Genomic DNA, 19,166 nt, shown 5'->3' on the forward strand with positions numbered 1-19,166 from the left:
AAAATACTCCATTCAGGGCACCAAATTGACCACCGACAGGAATTTGGGTGAGAAATATCCTGAATCGTCTGATTCTTTCGACAATGAAATCCTCCTTCCAAAGCAGTGTAGTCAATACACTGGCCATAACGCCGACTCGCGACGAAGCAATCGCGCGTCTTGCGGCGTTTATGCCCAATGTTTCCGGCTACGCAAAGGGAAGAAATTTTGACCGTCCGGGGAATCAGGCTGTCAGTGAAGCAAGCCCTTTCCTTCGATATCGCCTTGTCACTGAGCGGGAGGTTGTTGAGTCAGTTTTGGCGGAATATTCCTACGAGTCCGCGGAAAAGTTTATCCAGGAAATTTGCTGGCGGACCTATTGGAAGGGTTACCTTGAAATGCGTCCAGGTATCTGGGAGCGCTACAAGGTGGATAATCAGGCCTTGCATGACAATCTTGAGGTGGATCTTCAAAATCGGCTTGAAAAAGCTCGACGCGGACAGACTGGGATCGATTGTTTTGACGACTGGGTTCAGCAACTTGTCACCACTGGATGGTTACATAACCACACGCGAATGTGGTTTGCCAGTATATGGATTTTTACATTGAAGCTGCCTTGGCAAGCGGGTGCAGCTCTGTTCCTTGAGCATCTTCTCGATGGTGATGCTGCGTCCAATACCCTTAGTTGGAGATGGGTTGCCGGTCTCCACACGAGGGGGAAGCACTATCTCGCACGTGCAGACAACATCAATCGCTACACAGACGGTCGTTACAATCCACAGGGCCTTCTGAATGAATCTGCCGCGCCCTTGCCTCCGGATGGTGCTTTTGAATCTGTTCCCTTCGCCAAAGTTGCCTTGTTGAGGGATGTTCATCTCCCGAGTTTATCCTGCTGCCCGGCGGGCCTTCTTGTCATTCCTGACGATCTTACTCCCGAGTCTGGTGAATTGTCGGAAACTCCATTCAGTTCGATCTGTGTGCTTTCTGGAAATGACGTGATGGATTCCTTCAATGCTTCCCCGAAGGTGCGTGCATTCTGTGAAGGAGCCGTTGCGGATAGTGCAGATCGCCTTGCAGCGCATTGGGACGGCAAGGTGACAGAGTGCCAGGGAGAGGTTATCCCGACGGTTGGACGAGCCTCCCCGGATAACGTCGGTCGCCGTGAGCGGATGCGTGTTTATGGCGGGTCGGTGAATTGCTGGGTTGACGGAGTCGTCACGTGGGCGCGAAACGAGCATCTCAAATCGGTATGGTATTTAAGACCGCCCGTAGGACCCTGGGGTGACGCCATGGATGATTTGAGAAGTGCCCTCAAGGCCCAGGGAATCAAAGTCTTCGAATACCGTCGCCGATGGGATTCCCTGCATTGGCCACATGCAACGGCCGGTTACTTCCGGTTCAAAGATGGGTTGCAAGACCGCTTGAATCGTCTCTTGGGCTGAGAAAAATCCGGCTCAACTAATCGTTCGTAATTGGATCGAATCGATCACCTTGCTCCCGGCGAGCACATTGGAGACAACAACCATGTTGTCACGGGTTTCAACCCAGCCCCGGCTTTTCAGTCGCGAAAAGGCATTTTGAATTGTCACTTCGGGCTCTTCATCGAAATTCATGAAGAACGGTTCGATTCCCCAGTAAATTAACAAATTCTGGAATACGTCTTCATCATCCGTGAAAGCGTAAATGGGAGATTTTCTTGGGCGAAGGGCACTCAAAACACGTGCCAGAAAACCGCTGCGCGTGAAGACGACAATCCCCGAATTGGTCAATTCATCGCTCAATAACATGGCTGACTTCACGAGCAATGCCTTGGGCGTTTTCAAGGGAAGAGAATCATTGTTCTTACGCTCAGCTTGTGCTTCCACCGAGAAAATGATCCGGTTCATGACATCCACGCATTCCACAGGATACTTTCCCACCGTTGTTTCACCGGAGAGCATCACGCAATCGGCCTGCTCATAGACGGCGTTCGAGATGTCCGTGATCTCGGCACGCGTCGGGAGCGGGTTGGTGATCATTGATTCTAGCATGTGCGTTGCGACAATGGCTGGTTTGCCCATTCGCTGACAGGCGTAGACCGCCCTGCGCTGGACAACGGGAAGCGTCTCAAACGGGATTTCAATGCCGAGGTCTCCCCGCGCAACCATCAGGCCGTCGGATGCCTTGATGATATCCTCGAGGTTTGAAATAGCTGACTGGTCCTCGATTTTGGCGATAATGTGGGCCTTTGATCCTCTTGTTTCAATGTAGCGGCGGAGAATGTCCAGATCGTCCGGACTGCGGACAAAACTAAGGGCGAAAAAATCAATTCCATTCTCAATGCCGACATCGATGTCCCCGCGGTCCTTGTCGGTCAATGCGGGAAGGCGTACATGGACTCCCGGCAGGTTGATGTGCCGACGGCTGCCCAGTTCCCCGCCGATCCGGACCGAGCAACGGACCCGTTCATCCGTCACCTCGAGCACACGCATTCGCAGTAACCCGCTGTCGACGAGAATTGTGTCCCCGACCTTTACGTCTTCTTTCAAGGAGGGGTAGTTTATTCGAACCCCCCGGATGCCTTCGCTCACGGGTTCCTGATCGCGATCAAGGAGAAAATCAAAGGTTTCGTCCCGTTCCAACTGGAAGGGTTCATCGAGGGGTCCGGTGCGGATTTCCGGCCCCTTGACATCCATCATCAGGGCGACTTTCCGCCCTACGACCTTACAGGCGGAACGAACGTTTTCAATGGCTTGACGGGTCCATTCATGATCTGCATGGGCCATGTTGAGACGACAGACATCCACGCCCGCACTTAACATGCGGGCGAGCATTTCCGGACTGTTCGTGGCCGGCCCGATCGTGAAAATAATCTTTGTGTGCCGATAGTGGGAGGGATTCATTCGGGGCAGTCTTTTGAAAATGAACAGACTCGACAATGGGAAAATGCGACTATTTCTCCCGGAAAAATTGCCTCTGCCGGACGTTCCCGGCCGGGCTTTGGCGTTGACAGGATCCAGCCGGGGAGCACATTCAGAGACACCTCGAGGATTGCATGGGTGTTAACGGAAATCAGATGAATGGATTGGCAAATGTTCCCTCTTGCCGAGTTCTGGTACTGAACCGAAACTGGCAGGCGGTTAATATTGTCGGGGTGCGCCGGGCCTTTGGGCTCCTTTGTCAGGACCATGCCCGGGTTATCAATACCCTCAGTGGGGATTTTGCCCCCTTGGATGCGGCCGAGTGGATTGCCTATTCCATGGAGCATGGACCACACAAGGAGGATGAGGTGATTCATACGGTGCGGATGAAAATCCTGATCCCGAAAGTTCTTCTGCTCAGGTCATTTGACCGTTTGCCGATTACGGAAATCAAATTTAACCGGGAGAACGTCTTTATCCGGGACAATTACACCTGCCAGTATACGGGGAAACGCTGTCGGGCGGCCGACCTGACCCTGGATCATGTCATCCCGCGGGAGCGTGGAGGAAAAACAAGCTGGGAGAACATTGTCACCTGCCGGCGCGATATCAATTCCCTGAAGGCAAACCAGCTTCCCCATGAGGCCGGTCTGCGGCTGATCCGGAAACCTATCAAGCCGAAATGGCGTCCGTTTTCGGCTGTCGCCGCATCCTCCGAGATCGAACAGGAATGGCGTCACTTCCTTCCGGTCGGGGAGCGAAGCGCTTCCTAGGAATTTCTCATCCGGCAAGTGGAAGGAGCAGCTTCATTGTGGTTCCCTCCGGGCCGCTTTCTTCAACGGTTACAGATCCTTTGTGCGATTTGAGGATCCTCTTGACAATGGACAGGCCCAGTCCGGTCCCGTCGGGGCGACCGGTCAGGAATGAATCAAAAATCGAGTCCTGGATGGCTGGATCGATGCCGGATCCGTTATCGCGGATTCGAACGACAGCCCAGTTCTGCCCGTTTGCCTGCTCAGATGTAGCGGAAATATCGATACTTCCGCCCTTGGGCAGGGCTTGTGCGGCATTCAGAATGAGGTTTAGAAGCGCCTGCTGTATCTGGCCCTTGTTGACGTCAACCTTCAGGGGTGAACTGGTCTCGCAGGCATAGGAAACATTGACTTTTCCCTGGCGCAACTTGAGACGGACCAGGTGAAGGGTATCTTCGATCAACTTGGGCAGTTCATATCGTGAATGCATTTCCTGTCGGGATTTACCAAAGCTGAGTACCCTCGAGACAATGACTTCCAACTGCTCCAGCTTTTCATGAATAATCGCCACATCCTTCTGGCGCGGATCGCCTTCCTCAAACTCAAGGGTGAGGGATTCAAAGAGCAATTGAATGACCGTCAGGGGATTCCGGATCTCATGGGCAATTTCCGAGGAAAGCAGGCCAAGGGTGGTGAGCTTCTCCGAACGGCGCAGCTTCTCCTCGCTTTGAAAGACTCGCTGATACAACTGGGCATTGAGGATGGCGGCAGCGCTCAAGTTGGCCAGCGTCTCAAAAATCCTTTTTTCCCCATCATTAAAGCGATGGGGATGATCCGTATAGATATTCAGTACCCCGATAACCTCATCTTCAAACTGGATCGGGCAGGAGAGCATTGAAGCAAGGTGGTATTCTGCGATCAGTTCCCGGAAGTGGTTTTCTTCAATCCGTGGGAGATCCATGATCTCAATTGTCTTGCGGCGGCTGAAAGCTGTTCCGATTGAAGATTGTTCGAGGAAGATGGTTTCGGTGTAATCGAGAGGTCCCTCCGGCCCGCTCGATGCCTTCAGTGAGAGCTGTCGCTCGTCTCCTTCGCGCAGGAAGATTGCGCTGAGCGTGCAGGGGGAAATCTCCTTTGAGCGGGAGGTGATAATTCCGAGGATTTCGTCAAGCTGGCGCTTGTTGACAACGCTCTGGGCGATATCAATCAAGACTTCAAGGTGGTCGGCGGTTTGCCTGAGTTGCTGGATCAGCCAGAGTCGGCTTAATCCTCGTGTGGCCTCCGCGGCCAGCAAGGTGAGAATTTTGACATGTTGTTCGGAGAAGGCGTTTTTCTGGAAGCTGTCGATATTGACAACGCCGAGGATCATCCCGGTTTCTGTACGCATGGGAACCGCCAGCTCGGAACGGATTCTCTTATCAATCTCAATATAACGCGCGTCCTTCCGGACATCCCCGATGTTCACGGGGCGCCCGTGCAGGGCAACCCATCCGGTCACCCCGGCACCGACTTTCAAGACCGTTTCCGTGACATCCTTTGGAAAGCCCCTGTAGGCTTCCACTTCCAGCGAATTTTTGTCCGGATTAATGATTTCTATGGAGGCCGTTTCCGAGGGGAGGACGTGCATGATTTCGTCGATGATGATCTCCAGGGCTTCACTCAGGTCCTCAGTCGTGCTGACGATACTGGAAATGCGGTAGAGGGCATCTATGGCGAGCTGCTCGGATTGGTCCTTCATGGGTCTGTCATTTTGCCGATGACTTCGGGTTAGCATGTCTCAGTCGGGACACTTTCCAATCCTAAACTCGAGCATCAAACAATCCCTTGGAGACGATTATTCGCCCGAAGTGGGATTTCTTTCCAAGAGAACGGCAAGGAGGGCTTCCTTGAGTTCAACCAGATCCTGCGAATTTTCCATGTCGCCTGCCTGTGAACTGGGCTCAATGTAGAAGGTGTCCACCGCGACGCGGCGCTCCGTGGAGATCCTTGCAAAGGTGATATCAAATCCCTTTTTGGAAATAGTCCGGGTCACCTCGTAGAGCAGTCCGATGTCGTCATTGGTTTCCACCTCAATGATCGTCCGCTTCAAGGACAGTTCATGGTAGACATCAACCCGTACCGGAATGGTCGCTGGAAGCGTGGTGTCGTTACGGACATAGCTGGGACGGCTCTGGCTCTCGACCCGTTCCCGGATAAGCGGCTGAAGGCTTTTGCCCTGAATGAGAGCTTCCTCAACATGCTTCTGGAACACGGCCAAGGCATTCTGGTCGGTCACCAATCCACCTTTTGGATCACTGACATAAAATGTATCAATCGTAATATGATCTGCCCGTGAGAGGGCCTTCGAACTGACGATGGAGAGTCCGGCAAGCGTGAACGCGCCGGCCAGCTTGTAGAACAGTCCAGCCCGGTCCCACGTGACGATATGAACAACGGAAAGTCCGAGGTTGTGGTCGTCTTCCCATTCAACAACCGGCACCAGCGAGCCCACTGAATCCGCTTCTGAGATATTTTCCAGAAGCTGGTGGATCATCTTCAGGTGTAGCAGGACTTCCTTTTCACTGTGGTAGGAAAAGTACCTGTCCGGAAGCAAGTTGAAGTGCGCTTCAACTTCCTCTTCCGACAGGCCATCGACTTTATTGAGGATATGGGACTGTGAAATCATGGGCAGGGCAGGCGGAGTAACAGACGGCGATTGGAAATGGCCGAGGGCCAATTTGAACAGCTGCGTGTGAAGGGTGTCCTTGAAGCTGTTCCAGAGTCCCCGCTTAGTCCCGCGGGCATCACAAAATGTGAGCGCGTAAAGGTAGCGCAGTTGCTCTGCGTTACCCACGAGGGAACAGAAAATCTGGATAGTTTGAGGATCATCCAAATCATACCTCTGCCAGATTCGTGCCATTTCCAGATGATTCTTGATTTGGAATAGAATTTTCTCTCTGGCCTTTTCCACAACCCCAAGTCGCACAAGAATTGGCATGGCCATTTCGGCACCGATATTGGCGTGGTCATCAATTGCCTTTGACTTACCGATATCGTGAAGCAGGAGGATTAAATACAGCAGACCTGGCAATTCGGTATCTTCGAGGGCCTGACGATAACGGCGTGTAAGGTCAGGCTCTTCCCCCGAGAAAACCCGATCCAGTTCCCGGATTGTCTTGAGAACGTGTTCATCCGCCGTGTAACGATGGTAATATTCATGCTGAACCAGGCAATGGAGTCCGGCCCATTCCGGCATGAACCGGGGGAGCACGCCGGTCGAATTCATCAGCTTGAGGATCGGGTAGACTTCTCCTTTTGCCTGAAGAATCGCCCGAAAGGAGCGGTTGGCTTCTTCTGACTCGATGACGGACTTGTCGATCAGGTCGAGATTTTCCTCGACCAATCGCTCAAGATCAAAATCGGGCTCAAGGCCCCTTGCTTGAAGGTGCCTGAAAACGCGGATCAAACGAATTGGATCCTGTTTGAAGGTCTTCGGCGATTCAGCCAGCAAAAGCTTGTCTTCCGTTTCAAAACCATCGAAGCGTTCGGTTTTCCCCAGACGCCTCGACTGCAAGACTGATTGGAAGCTAATACTGGTCTGGGCATTCAGGGACAGGCGCTTTTCAAGATACTCCGACAGGTGGAAAATTTTGTAGGCAGCCTTGTAGTAGTCACGCATGAAGGTTTCCACCCGGTTGAAAATGAGACGTTGGCGGTAACCAATGGCCCATGCCACCTTTGGCTGTTTTTCAAGGTCGAGCAGGTCACTTGCGCGCTGGCATTGAAGGTGCAGCTCGTTACGGACCCGCAACAGGAAATCGTAGGCCTTCTCCAGCTCGTCGTGTTCCTTTTTCCTGAGCAGTTTCAGTTTGACCAGTTTGGCAAGGGTCCGACCGTCATATTGAAGCCGAGCCATCCAGAGGATATTCTGGTAGTCCCGTAATCCACCCACACCGTTCTTGATATCGGGCTCCTGCAGGAAGACGGAATTCCCGTGTTTGCTCCGGCGGGCAGTCTGGTCCTTGAGGCGATCTTTAAGGTAGGCAAGGACGTTGTCCTTCCGGATGAAGCGATCGTATTCGCTGGAGAACTTTGCATGCAACTTGTCTGACCCGCAGATCAGCCGGGACTCCAGCATGGCGTTCTTGCTTTGTTCATCGCCTTCCGCCTCGATGAGCGCTTCCTTGATCGTCCGGGTGCTGTGCCCGACCTTCAAGTTGAGGTCCCACAACATATACAGGATGGAATCATTGATAATCCTCTGCATTTCGGGGAATTTCGGCGAGCGGACCCGGGCGGGATAGAGAAACATGAGATCAATATCACTGAACGGGCACAGTTCAGTGCGCCCATATCCCCCGAGGGCCAGAAGGGAAACCTCCGCGCAGAGTTCGCCCCCCTGCCGGGACCGTACCTCCTCACAGGCCAGCTCGTAAAGCAGGCCGATCATGACATCCATGGCGATGGAACGGCAGTGAACAACCCGAAGACCGCTTCCTCCACTTCGGTGGTAGCGGTTGATCCAGTCGTTGGAACGCGTCAAGAATTCACGGAATCGAGCCAGCCGCTCCCCCGAATTAACCTCCTTTTCGGTTAACTTCAGGCGCTTTGCCAGCTGGCTCATCTTCTCATGAAACTTCTCAGGTTTTGGCAGAGTCCGGGCCACGAGTGAGGACTATGCCCAGCTTGAAACGGAATGCAAGTAGAGGCTACAACTGGATAATTTTAAATTTAGGTTTGAAACCCAAGATACTTTGGAGGATATGTAAAGGAGATGAAATTAAGCCTCAAGGTCGAATATGCCTGCCAAGTCCTGGCACAGCTCGGGTATACTGTTAATACTCCCGAGCTCCCGCATATTGAGGACCTGGCAAAAGCTGAGGGAATCCCATCGAATTACCTGGTTCAGATTCTGAACGAGTTAAGGACGGCTGGCCTGATCAACTCCCGGCGTGGCAAGCAGGGGGGGTACGCCCTTGCGCGACCTCCTGCGGAGATCACGCTTCATGACATCATGCAGGCGGTGGAGGGTAATATTCTTGCCCACAGTCAACCGGGAACAGGTCAATCTTCCCCACGGATGTCAGCAGTCTGGAGCGAAGTGGCGGAAAAATTCGAATTGATCCTGAAAAGCTACACCGTGGAGCAGGTCATGTCCCGTGGCTCCGAGGAAATGTGGTATATTTGACGCTGGCGACTGAGCCGTCAGCTTCCGGGAACATCCAAGGGCTGAATTGCAGTCAAAAGGAATGCCTGTTCGGCGGCTATCTCTTTCCAGTATTCATAGCGCCCTGAGGCACCACTGTGGCCCGTGTCCAGATTTGTTTTCAGCAGGATCGGGTTTTTACCCTTCTGGTTTTTCCGCAGTTTGGCGACCCATTTGGCAGCCTCCCAATAGGGAACGCGTGGATCATTAAAACCGGCAGTGGCCAGCAGGGCGGGGTATTCGGTCTCGCGAATATTATCGTAGGGAGAGTAGGCGAGGAGCCGCCTGAAGACTTCTGGTTCCTGAGGATTTCCCCACTCCTCGTATTCGATGGTCGTCAGGGGCAGGCTTGGATCCAACATGGTGGTGACCACATCAACAAAAGGTACTGTGGCCACGGCCGCCTTGAATAGTTCTGGCCGCATATTTATCGCGGCACCGACCAGGAGGCCCCCGGCGCTTCCTCCTTCGATGAGGATTTTCCCAGCCTTGGAATAGCCCTTTTCAATCAGGCAATCGGCGCAGGCAATGAAATCACGAAAGGAATTCTCCTTTTTTTCCAGTTTTCCATCCTGATACCAGCTTTCGCCAAGGAGGCCGCCGCCGCGAACATGTGCGATGGCGACCACGAACCCACGCTCAAGCCATGTCAGCCAGGATGTACGAAACCCACATTCGACCGTCTCCCCGTAAGCCCCGTAGGCATGGATGTAAAGAGGGTGGGATCCATCCATCCCGAGCGCCTTTAAGTGGACCACCGTGACGGGAATCCTGACCCCATCTTCACCCGTGGCGTTAATCCGGTATGTGGTATACCGTTCCGGATCATGTCCGGAGGGAACCTTGGCCTCACGCAGGAGCTTGCTCTGGCGTGTTTTCAAGTTGTAACGAAATGTTGAGGACGGACGGATCGGAGAGCTGACGGTGAAATTGAAGAAGTTGGTGTCGTATTCAGCGTTGATTGACTCCTGCAGGTCGTAGACCGGGTCCGGCATTTCGATAAAGTGTTCGGGCTCCCCCCGGAGTGACTTAACGCGAATCCGGTCGAGTCCCCCCGTCTGTTCGAAGAGGAGGAGGAAATCCTTGAGGACAAGAAGATCATTGAGCCGGACCTTGTCGCTCGGGGGAACCATCACCTCGGCAGTTTGGAGACCCGTTTCATTTACTGGAAGGCGGAGGAGCTTGAAATCAGGTGCATCCTCATTTGTACGAATCAACCAGTGTCCTTCGTGATGATCGACTGAATATTGTATGGAAGGACGCCTGGGAAAGAGAATCTGGAATTTGCCCTTGGCGATGTGTGCCTCCATGAAGTGGATTTCCGAGGTCTCCTTGCTTTCACTGACGGCAAACAGGAACTGGCTGTCCTGGCTCTTGTAGATGCTGGCATAGTAGAGCGGGTCAGCTTCGGTGTATACCAATTCCGCATCTCCAGGGTTGGTTCCTACGCGATGGCGGTAGATGCGATCCGGCCGGCGGGTCTCGTCTTCCATGACAAAATAAAAATTCTTCCCGGAGGCATCCCATTCGCCTTCGGCGCACGTATTCTCAATCCGGCCGGGGAGATCTTCGCCTGTGGCAAGGTTTCTGAAGCGCAGGATGTAGCTTTCCTCTCCGGCAGTATCAATCGAGTAGGCGAGAATATTCCCATCCGGGCTTATATCGAGAAGGCCCAGATCGAAATACGCCTCTCCCCGGGACTCTTCATTGGCATCAAAGTAGAGTTCCCAATCGCCCTTAATCAATCTTTGCTTCCTGTAATATGCCCGGTATTCCTGACCCTTCCTGATTCGCGACTGGTAAAAGTAGTCCCCTTTTGGATACACGGCTGAACAGTTGGACTGCTCAATCCTCCCGATCAAGTCCTGGTAAATTTCATCCCGCAAATTCCCGGTACGGGCAAACCAGTTTTCCGTATGGGTGTTCTCGGCTTTGAGGTGGGCAAGGACATTCGGGTTTTCGCGCTCGCGCAACCAATGCCACGGGTCTACCCGGGTGACGCCGTGATGCTGGTGCTTGACCGGTAGCTCCGGTGCAACCGATCTGATGGAATGTGGTAGGTGTTCGTTCAAATCAAACCACCGAAAGCGCACTATCCAGGTCTGCAATCAGGTCGATCTTGTCCTCGATGCCGATACTGAGGCGGATAAAATCAGGAGTGACCCCGCTCGATGCCTGCTCCTCCGCGCTCAATTGTCCGTGTGTCGTGCTGGCTGGATGAATGGCCAGACTTTTCGCGTCGCCGATATTTGCGAGGTGACTGAAAAGATTGAGCCCTTCAATGACCTTACGCCCATTTTCGAGGCCACCTTTGACTCCGAATCCAACGAGTGCCCCAAAACCTCCATGATAATACTTTTTTGCCATGGCATGGTGAGGACTGTCGGGGAGGCCCGGGTAATTGACCCAGGAAACTTTGTCGTGGGCGGCCAGGAATTCCGCGACGGCCAACGCGTTGGAACAGTGCCGCTCCATGCGCAAATGGAGGGTTTCAAGGCCTTGCAGATGGAGAAATGAATTGAATGGGGCGGCACAGTTGCCTGTATCGCGAAGCAGTTGCAGCCGCATTTTCATGGCGAAGGCGATATTGGCCCCGCCAGCAGGCTCAAAGGCCTTGAAAGCATCCCAGTGAACAAGTCCATGGTAGCTGTCATCAGGCTCGGTGAATCCCGGGAAGCGTCCGCTTCCCCAGTCAAAATTCCCACCATCCACAACAATACCTCCAATACTGGTGCCATGGCCTCCGATAAATTTTGTCAGGCTGTGAACCACCACGTTGGCCCCAAAATCAAAAGGCCTGCAGACGGCCGGAGAGAGGGCAGTATTGTCCAGAATCACTGGAATCCCTTCGGCCTGTCCAATGGCCGCTACTTCCTCGATCGGAAACGGATTCAGGCGCGGATTTCCCTGGGTTTCGCCGTAGAGGGCCTTTGTGTTCGGGCGGATCGCCGCCTTGAAAGCCTCCGGGTTTTCCCCATCCACAAAACTGACCTCAATGCCGAGTTTTGGTAGGGTGTAATGAAACAAGTTGTAGGTGCCCCCATAGAGCTGGGCGACCGAAACAATGTGGTCGCCTGCCCCCGCGACATTCAGGATGGCATTGGTCACGGCCGCGCTGCCGCTGGAATGGGCGAGGCCGGCGGTCCCTCCCTCAAGGGCGGCAACCCGCTTCTCCAGCACATCCGTGGTCGGATTCATGATCCGGGTGTAGATGTTGCCGAGCTCCTTCAAGGCGAAGAGGTTGGCGGCGTGCTCAGTGTCACGGAAAGTGTAGCTGGTGGTCTGATAAATGGGGACGGCGCGGCTTCCGGTGGCAGGATCCGGTGTTTGTCCGGCGTGAACGGCAAGGGTGCCCATCTGGTAGTTTTGCTGACTCATAATGTTACTTCTTTGGTTTTACTGGAGTCTTGGTTTTGAAGGAAATCCAACCTGCGTAAATAAAAAACCGCGGTCCTTTCAGACCGCGGCTTTCAGCTCTTATACTAATACCCCAAAAATGTGTGACTAAGTCAGCACGATGTGAAGTACATCCGAATTCCCCTGACCCGGTCAACGGTCTCCGGTAAAAGGCTGGAAAAAGTGTGTTGAACGGTCGAAAACGGGGTCAAACGGTTTCTCCGTCCAGAGGCTCGAAGGAATCGATATGCAGCCCGTACCCGTCCAGGGCGACATGTTTTCTCTGGGAGGAGGAAAGAAGCCGGATTTCCCGCAACCCCAGTGTATAAAGGATCTGGGCTCCAAGTCCGTATCCCCGGAAGTCCATGCTAACCGGCTCAAGGGCGCAGGAATCGGGATCTCCACCGCTGCCTTGGGGAATGTTCAAGCCCGCGCAGGAATGGGTCATATAGACGAAGGCTCCTCTGCCAGCCTTGGCAATCTGTCGCAAGGCGAGGTCGACTGCGCGTTCAGATCCTTCCAAATTACCCGAAAAGACATCGCTGAGGATATTTTCAGATTGAACACGCACGAGGGTGGGTCCCTCGCCCAGTTCGCCCATCGTCAGGGCAAAATGAATGCGATGATCGGTCAGCGAACGGAAGAGATGAAGGGTCCAGTCTCCGTAGGCATTCTGGAATGGCTGGGAAAGAATCCGGTCGATGAGCTTCTCCCGGCTGTGCCGGTATTCGATCAGTTGCTTGATGGAGATTAATTTGAGCCCAAAAGTCTTTCGGTATTCGATCAGCTCCTTCAGGCGGGCCATTGTCCCGTCCTCATTCAGGATTTCGCAGAGAACGCCTGCGGGCGGCAAGCCGGCGAGGACGGCGAGGTCTACCGCGGCTTCGGTATGTCCAGCCCTCTGGAGAACACCTCCGGGGCGGGCGCGCAAGGGAAAGACGTGTCCGGGTTGCACCAGCTGATCTGCGGTGGAGTCCGGGTTGGCGATGATTTGAATGGCCTCACAGCGGTCCGCCGCGCTGATGCCGGTGGTCACTCCTTCGGCAGCATCCACAGACACGGTGAAATCCGTGCGATGGCTTTCCCGGTTGTTGGCGACCATGGGGTTGAGCCCGAGGCGCTTCAGCTGGTGCTCAATCGTCGGGACACAAATCAGGCCCCGGCCGTGCCGGATCATCATGTTGACCGTTTCCGGGGTTGCCTTGGCGGCAGCCATAATGAGGTCACCCTCGTTTTCCCGGTCTTCGTCATCAACAACGATGACCAATTTTCCTGCAGCAATATCGTCAATGGCTGCTTCTACTGAATCAAATGTGTCTTCGGGCATGATTTAAAAAAAGACACTAATGGGGGCCTCCGCGAAAATGGCAAGGCCAGTGGTCGGGTTGGCCCCATCGAGGATTGATTTTACGGGAATGAATACTGTAGATTGGTCTCTTACCCCAGAATGAACAGCCTCGTATCTGCCAATTTATCCTGCCTGCAACAAGGTCTTGTCTTTCTCGAGTCTCTGCCGGAAACACTCTACGCGCGCCCTTGCGAGGACTTGTTTGGCAGCTCGATCGGAAGTCACATGCGGCACAATCTGGACCACTATGCCGCCTTTGTTGCTGGGCTGGGCAGCAGCATGATCGATTATGACAATCGCGAACGCGAGGAATTGCTGGAGACGGATCCTTCCACGGCGATTTCCCTCATGAACCGGTTGATGGTGATTCTCGAACAGTTGGGAGAAACGGATCTCGATCGACCGATGCAGATTTGCATGGACGACGGCCGCGATTCAACACGGAGCGCCACCTCGCTGCGCAGGGAGCTACAATTTCTCCTGAGCCACTCAATCCACCACTATGCCCTCATGGTTGCCATAGCGAGAGGCTTTGGGATCCGCCGTTTTCCCGAGAATTTCGGGATTGCTCCTTCAACAATCCACTATCACGCCGACAAGGGAGCCTGATTCGTCATGTGCACGATGGCTTGGGGTGAGGATTCGGGGAAGCTGTGGGTTTGTTTCAATCGGGATGAACAGCGAAGCCGGCCTGAAGCAGAAGCGTTCGCCCTGCATGAGGGACCTAATGGCCCGGTTGCCTATGCCAGGGATCCCCAAGGTGGAGGAACCTGGTTTGCCGTGTCTTCGAGGGGATTTGTTGTCGCGCTCCTGAATGCTTACCTGACGGATGAAGATAATGATGCCGGGGGTGTCCAAAGCCGCGGGCTCATCGTCAAGGAGCTGGTGTTGTGTGACTCATTCACAAAAGCCATCGAAAGGTTTTCAAGACTGGATCTGTCGCCCTATTCCCCGTTTCATTTGTTTCTCATGGGGCCTTCCTCGAGGTATGGATTCACATGGGATGGAAAACATCTTACCCCGGACAGCAGTCCCGCTACCTTCTGGACAACTTCTTCCCGTGATCCGGATACTGTGATCAATTGGCGAAAACAGTGGTGGAAAGGGCAGTCCAGACATCCAATGAAAAGTGCTGTAGTGGCAGAAAGGCTACGAATGGGAAATAGAGAAAATCCCGGCTTTGGAGCGACAATGGACCGCGAGGATGCACGGACGGTGAGCCAGATCCATGTTGAGGTGGAGGAAGATTCGTTCACGGCGCTTTACAGGGGGCGTGAACCGGATGGGGTCGGGTTTAAAGAACCTATCAGGATTTGTTATCCTGCCTGAGCATGAATCGTTCCGCAAAATGGTGGCTCGCTATCGCGTTTGTCTTGTTGAGTGGCGTTGTGGCATATTTCGTCTCGAGCGAAGAGAACGCTTGGACTCTCATCGGCATATTCTTCGGCACTTTTGTTTCCGAGGACCTGGCAAGCATTAGTGCAGGCTTGCTTTCGGGATCCGGCCAGTTGGATTTTGTCTCTGCCACGGCAGCTGCTTTCCTTGGCATCTTTGTCGGAGACCTCATCATTTTCGGACTTGGATACTTTATCGGTCGCCCAATCCTGTGCCATCGCTGGTCGCGTTGGCTGGTTTCCGAGCGTGCCGTGGATCGCGCACAGCGCGCTTTCGAAAAACACGGAATCTGGATTATCCTCATGACCCGTTTCATTCCCGGAACGCGGACGGCCACCTATTTTTCCGCCGGATCAGTCCATGCGCCGGTACTTCCTTTTGTTTTAGTGTTTGCCCTCGCAGCACTTCTCTGGACACCCCTGCTGGTGGGAATAAGCGCTGTAATCGGAAAGCAACTGATCGAATTTTACGAAGTGTACGAGGCCTTTGCCTTACCTGCTATTCTTTTTGCGGGCCTAGCCTTGTATTTTATTTTCCACTACGGAATTCCTCTTTTAACATGGCGTGGCCGGCGGCAATTACGTGGCAAGTGGATGCGTGCGGTCCGCTGGGAATTCTGGCCTGTCTGGCAAGTCAACTGGGCCGTCCTGCTTCATGTCGTTTATCTTGGCCTGGTCCGATACCGTCGCCCGATGCTTGTCACAGCAGTAAACCCCTGCATGCCTCACGGTGGAATAATCGGGGAGAGCAAGGGCGCTTTGATGCAGACGATTTCCCCTTCGTGCGAAGGGCTTCTGGCATGGGAACAAGTTAAACCCGGTACCCCTTCGGAGCGCATTCAGGCTGTGCGTGAAATCATGGCTGAAAAGGGGCTCAAGTATCCGGTTGTCTTGAAGCCAGACGAAGGTCAGCGCGGTCTTGCGGTGGAAATCATACCCGATGAGCCCGTTGCGCACGAATGGCTGGGGAAAACTCCAGGAACCGCTATCCTTCAGGAATATGCCGGAGGGAAAGAGTACGGCATTTTCTATGCCCGGTTCCCGAGCAAGCCGGAGGGCCGGATTATATCCATCACCCGCAAGGAGCAGCTTTCGATTACCGGCAACGGGGAGGACACTGTGGAGGATTTGATCTATCAACACCCACGGGCCATCGCCATGCTGAATCTGTTTCTTGCCCGCTTTGACAAGCAACTGGACCGGGTCCCCGATTCCGGGGAGGAAATTCCCCTCGGCCAGCTCGGGACTCACGCCCTTGGGTCCCTCTTCCTCGACGGGAAGGACTTATTGACACCAGAGCTGAGTCGTTGCGTGGACCGAATCGCGAAGGCCATCCCGGGGTTCTATTTTGGCCGCTTTGATTTCAAGGCGGAGGGAGATGAAGCACTCAAGGCTGGGCGCGGCCTCAAGGTCCTCGAAGTCAACGGTGCGACCTCTGAGTCAACCCATATCTATGATCCCCAATACGGGCTTTTTCATGCATGGCAGACCCTCTTTGCCCAGTGGCGGTTAGCGCATGAGATCGCCCTTGAAAATGCTGCTGCTGGTGTTCCTGTCAGCTCCTTCCGCGACTTTGTCCGGGACATCCTTGCCGGCTTTAGGCGGCAGAGAAAATTAACGGACATCTGACCCTTGCCCGAATCCTTTTTCTTCCTTTACTGGGATGGATGGAAGTTCGCGATATTGCCAGCCGTTTGGAAGAGATCGGCGTCTTGCTTGAACTCAAGGGGGAGAACCCCTTCAAGGTTCGCGCATACCAGTCCGGCGCCCGCACCCTGGAGAGCCTTGAGGAAGACCTCGATATATTGATCGAAGAGGAGCGGCTAAATGAAGTGAAGGGCATTGGGCAGGCCTTGACGGAGAAGATTATCGAACTCAGGACAACCGGAGAACTTCCCTTTTATGACAAGCTGCGCGCCTCAATTCCGGATGGATTGATCGAGATGCTGGAGATACCGGGTTTTGGACCGAAGAAAATCCGGAAGGTCCACAAGGCCCTCGGAGTCGAGACCATTGATGCCTTGAAGGAGGTTTGCGAGTCCGGCCAGATCGCGGAACTTCCGGGTTTCGGGGCAAAGTCCGCAGCGAATATCCTTAGCGGAATTGAAAACCGCATTGCTTACGGCAAGCGTCACCTTTGGTGGGATGTGGAGAAGGTTGCCTTACCGCTGCTTGAAGGGCTGCGGAGCTTGCCGGAAGTCGACCGGGCGGAGGTAGCTGGAAGTTTCCGGCGTGCCCGGGAAACGGTGGGTGACCTCGACTTCATTGTCGCCTCCTCCAGGCCCGCCCCGATCATGGAGTGGTTCACAACACGCAAAAACGTGGTTGAGGTCTCCGCCAAAGGGGAGACTAAATCGAGCGTGCGGTTTGATGGTGGCCTGCAAGCCGATCTTCGGGTTGTCCCCGGGGACCGTTTTGTTTTTGCCCTGCACCACTTCACGGGTTCCAAGGATCACAATGTCAAGATGCGCCAGCGTGCGCTTGGCCTGGGCTTGTCGTTGTCAGAGTGGGGGATTTTCAACAAGGGCGATGAGCCATCCGAAGAGAGTGGTAAAGCCTATGATCGCCCCCTTGCCAAAAAGGGCATCGAGGAGGAAGCGGATCTTTTCGAGGCGCTTGGTCTCGATTTTGTCCCGCCGGAGCGACGCGAGGGAATCGACGAGATCGAGCTGGCGGAAAAGCACAAGCTTGAGAAGCCCTTGCCGCTTGATGTCCTGAAGGGAACCTTCCACAACCACACCAAGGCTTCCGACGGGCACAATACTCTTGAGGAAATGTCCCAGGCCGCGGCTGACATGGGACTGGAATACATTGGGATTGCGGATCACTCCAAGGCAAGTTTTCAGGCCAACGGTTTGTCGGAAGAGCGCCTGCTCGAACAGGTCCGGGAAATTCATGCACTGAACAAGAATCGTGGTAAGCGGGCCCATCTTTTTGCCGGTTCGGAAGTTGATATTCTCAAGGACGGATCACTTGATTTTGAAAAGGACATTCTGAAGGAATTGGATTACTGCGTCCTCTCCGTTCACGGTTCGATGAGTGGCCAGAGTGAGACGGAGATGACTCAGCGGATCATACGCGCAATTGAAACCGACACGGGTTGTCTGAAAATCCTCGGACATCCAACCGGTCGACTGCTTCTCCGTCGCGAGGGGTATGCTGTGAACGTACGCAAACTGATTGATGCTGCCCGTGACAATGGAGTCCTTATTGAACTGAATGCCAATCCCTGGCGCATGGACATGGATTGGCGCTATTGGGCCTATGCGAAGGAGCAAGGTGTCCCCTGCGTCATAACGCCTGATGCACACAGGATTGATGACCTGGCGTTTTTGAGGGTTGGCATCCTTACCGCCCGCAAGGCAGGGCTCACTCCGGTCGACGTGTTCAACGCCTCTTCCCTTGACAAAATAAAGAGCGCATTAAAGAAGGCCAAGGCATGATCAAGGTCACTGTCTGGAACGAATACGTGCACGAGAAAGAGCATGAGCTCGTGCAAAAAATCTATCCTGAGGGAATCCACAAGGCTATTGCGAAGGGACTGACCTTCATGGCTGCTGAGGACGAGTTGTCCGTGAGGACGGCTACTTTGGAACAACCGGAGCATGGCCTGTCGGAGGAGATTCTTAAAAATACCGATGTCCTGATTTGGTGGGGACACTGTGCCCACGATCAGGTTCAGGACGGGATTGTTGAGAGGGTTCATTCGCGCGTCCTCCAGGGAATGGGGCTGATCGTGCTTCACTCCGGGCACTTCTCAAAAATCTTCAAGCGGCTCATGGGAACACCCTGCGCACTCAAGTGGCGCGAGGCCGGTGAGCGCGAGCGGCTCTGGGTGGTCAATCCCGGCCATCCCATCGCGGAGGGCATTGGCCCCTGTATCGAATTGGAGAATACAGAAATGTACGGGGAACCTTTTTCCATTCCCGAACCGGAGGAGCAGGTCTTTATCTCATGGTTCGAGGGTGGCGAGGTTTTCCGGAGCGGCAACTGCTGGCATCGCGGAAACGGAAAGGTGTTCTATTTCCGTCCGGGGCACGAAACGTACCCGATTTATCATGACAAGACGATTCAGCGTGTCATCTACAACGCGGTGAAATGGGCCCGCCCACAAGGTTGGTGGAAGGATATTTCAGAAGGTCCCAACGTACCGACTGAAAAGGCACCGGAGCCAATTAAGCAGAAGGGCGGAAGCGTTCATTAAAGAGTAAC

The 19,166-nt window shown here is 54.0% G+C and carries 14 protein-coding genes; 8 read left to right on the forward strand and 6 right to left on the reverse strand.

What is annotated here, in order from left to right; genetic code table 11:
* Window positions 1-83 precede the first annotated feature (83 nt).
* Window positions 84-1,421 carry an FAD-binding domain-containing protein gene (locus tag G0Q06_RS07920; protein WP_163964192.1) on the forward strand — a complete coding sequence of 446 codons (1,338 nt, stop codon included), beginning with the start codon at window positions 84-86 and terminating at the stop codon, window positions 1,419-1,421.
* Window positions 1,422-1,433: 12 nt separating this feature from the next.
* Here the strand turns inward: G0Q06_RS07920 and pyk are convergent, their stop codons facing one another.
* Window positions 1,434-2,861: a pyruvate kinase gene (gene pyk / locus G0Q06_RS07925; protein WP_163964194.1), complete on the reverse strand. Its 1,428-nt coding sequence runs from the start codon at window positions 2,859-2,861 to the stop codon at window positions 1,434-1,436.
* 173 nt (window positions 2,862-3,034) lie between these two features.
* On the opposite strand from pyk, the gene G0Q06_RS07930 reads away from it, so the two are divergent.
* Window positions 3,035-3,652, forward strand: coding sequence for an HNH endonuclease (locus G0Q06_RS07930; protein WP_163964196.1), 618 nt, complete (start codon window positions 3,035-3,037; stop codon window positions 3,650-3,652).
* Between the two features lie 7 nt (window positions 3,653-3,659).
* Here the strand turns inward: G0Q06_RS07930 and G0Q06_RS07935 are convergent, their stop codons facing one another.
* Together G0Q06_RS07935 and glnD are read right to left on the reverse strand one after the other, a co-directional pair.
* Window positions 3,660-5,369 (reverse strand): GAF domain-containing protein, encoded by a 1,710-nt coding sequence (locus G0Q06_RS07935; RefSeq protein WP_163964198.1) that lies wholly within the window; start codon window positions 5,367-5,369, stop codon window positions 3,660-3,662.
* 96 nt (window positions 5,370-5,465) lie between these two features.
* Window positions 5,466-8,234 carry a [protein-PII] uridylyltransferase gene (gene glnD, locus G0Q06_RS07940; RefSeq protein ID WP_163964200.1) on the reverse strand — a complete coding sequence of 923 codons (2,769 nt, stop codon included), beginning with the start codon at window positions 8,232-8,234 and terminating at the stop codon, window positions 5,466-5,468.
* Window positions 8,235-8,384: 150 nt separating this feature from the next.
* On the opposite strand from glnD, the gene G0Q06_RS07945 reads away from it, so the two are divergent.
* On the forward strand, window positions 8,385-8,798 hold the full coding sequence (locus G0Q06_RS07945) for an RrF2 family transcriptional regulator (protein WP_163964202.1): 414 nt from the start codon (window positions 8,385-8,387) through the stop codon (window positions 8,796-8,798).
* A 17-nt stretch (window positions 8,799-8,815) separates the two neighbouring features.
* Here the strand turns inward: G0Q06_RS07945 and G0Q06_RS07950 are convergent, their stop codons facing one another.
* The 3 genes from G0Q06_RS07950 to ribB all read right to left on the reverse strand — a co-directional run bounded on the left by G0Q06_RS07950 (window position 8,816) and on the right by ribB (window position 13,539).
* On the reverse strand, window positions 8,816-10,888 hold the full coding sequence (locus tag G0Q06_RS07950; RefSeq protein WP_163964204.1) for a S9 family peptidase: 2,073 nt from the start codon (window positions 10,886-10,888) through the stop codon (window positions 8,816-8,818).
* Between the two features lies 1 nt (window position 10,889).
* Window positions 10,890-12,194, reverse strand: a complete 1,305-nt coding sequence (locus tag G0Q06_RS07955; protein ID WP_163964206.1) for an O-acetylhomoserine aminocarboxypropyltransferase/cysteine synthase family protein — start codon at window positions 12,192-12,194, stop codon at window positions 10,890-10,892.
* 226 nt (window positions 12,195-12,420) lie between these two features.
* On the reverse strand, window positions 12,421-13,539 hold the full coding sequence (gene ribB / locus G0Q06_RS07960) for a 3,4-dihydroxy-2-butanone-4-phosphate synthase (RefSeq protein WP_163964208.1): 1,119 nt from the start codon (window positions 13,537-13,539) through the stop codon (window positions 12,421-12,423).
* Between the two features lie 120 nt (window positions 13,540-13,659).
* Here ribB and G0Q06_RS07965 point away from each other — a divergent pair, with 120 nt between their 5' ends.
* Genes G0Q06_RS07965 through G0Q06_RS07985 form a run of 5 tightly spaced genes read left to right on the forward strand, consistent with a single transcriptional unit; the run spans window position 13,660 to window position 19,158 of the window.
* Complete coding sequence (locus G0Q06_RS07965) at window positions 13,660-14,169, forward strand: DinB family protein (protein ID WP_163964210.1); 510 nt, start codon at window positions 13,660-13,662, stop codon at window positions 14,167-14,169.
* Window positions 14,170-14,175: 6 nt separating this feature from the next.
* Window positions 14,176-14,889: an NRDE family protein gene (locus G0Q06_RS07970; RefSeq protein ID WP_163964212.1), complete on the forward strand. Its 714-nt coding sequence runs from the start codon at window positions 14,176-14,178 to the stop codon at window positions 14,887-14,889.
* Window positions 14,890-14,891: 2 nt separating this feature from the next.
* Complete coding sequence (locus G0Q06_RS07975; RefSeq protein ID WP_163964213.1) at window positions 14,892-16,583, forward strand: DedA family protein; 1,692 nt, start codon at window positions 14,892-14,894, stop codon at window positions 16,581-16,583.
* Window positions 16,584-16,621: 38 nt separating this feature from the next.
* Window positions 16,622-18,397, forward strand: a complete 1,776-nt coding sequence (gene polX, locus G0Q06_RS07980) for a DNA polymerase/3'-5' exonuclease PolX (RefSeq protein WP_163964215.1) — start codon at window positions 16,622-16,624, stop codon at window positions 18,395-18,397.
* Window positions 18,394-19,158, forward strand: a complete 765-nt coding sequence (locus tag G0Q06_RS07985; RefSeq protein WP_163964218.1) for a ThuA domain-containing protein — start codon at window positions 18,394-18,396, stop codon at window positions 19,156-19,158. The genes polX and G0Q06_RS07985 overlap by 4 nt, the downstream gene beginning before the upstream one ends.
* The last annotated feature ends 8 nt before the right edge of the window (window positions 19,159-19,166 follow it).

Origin of the sequence: Oceanipulchritudo coccoides (assembly GCF_010500615.1) — a bacterium.
Classification (GTDB): Bacteria; Verrucomicrobiota; Verrucomicrobiia; order Opitutales; family Oceanipulchritudinaceae; genus Oceanipulchritudo; species Oceanipulchritudo coccoides.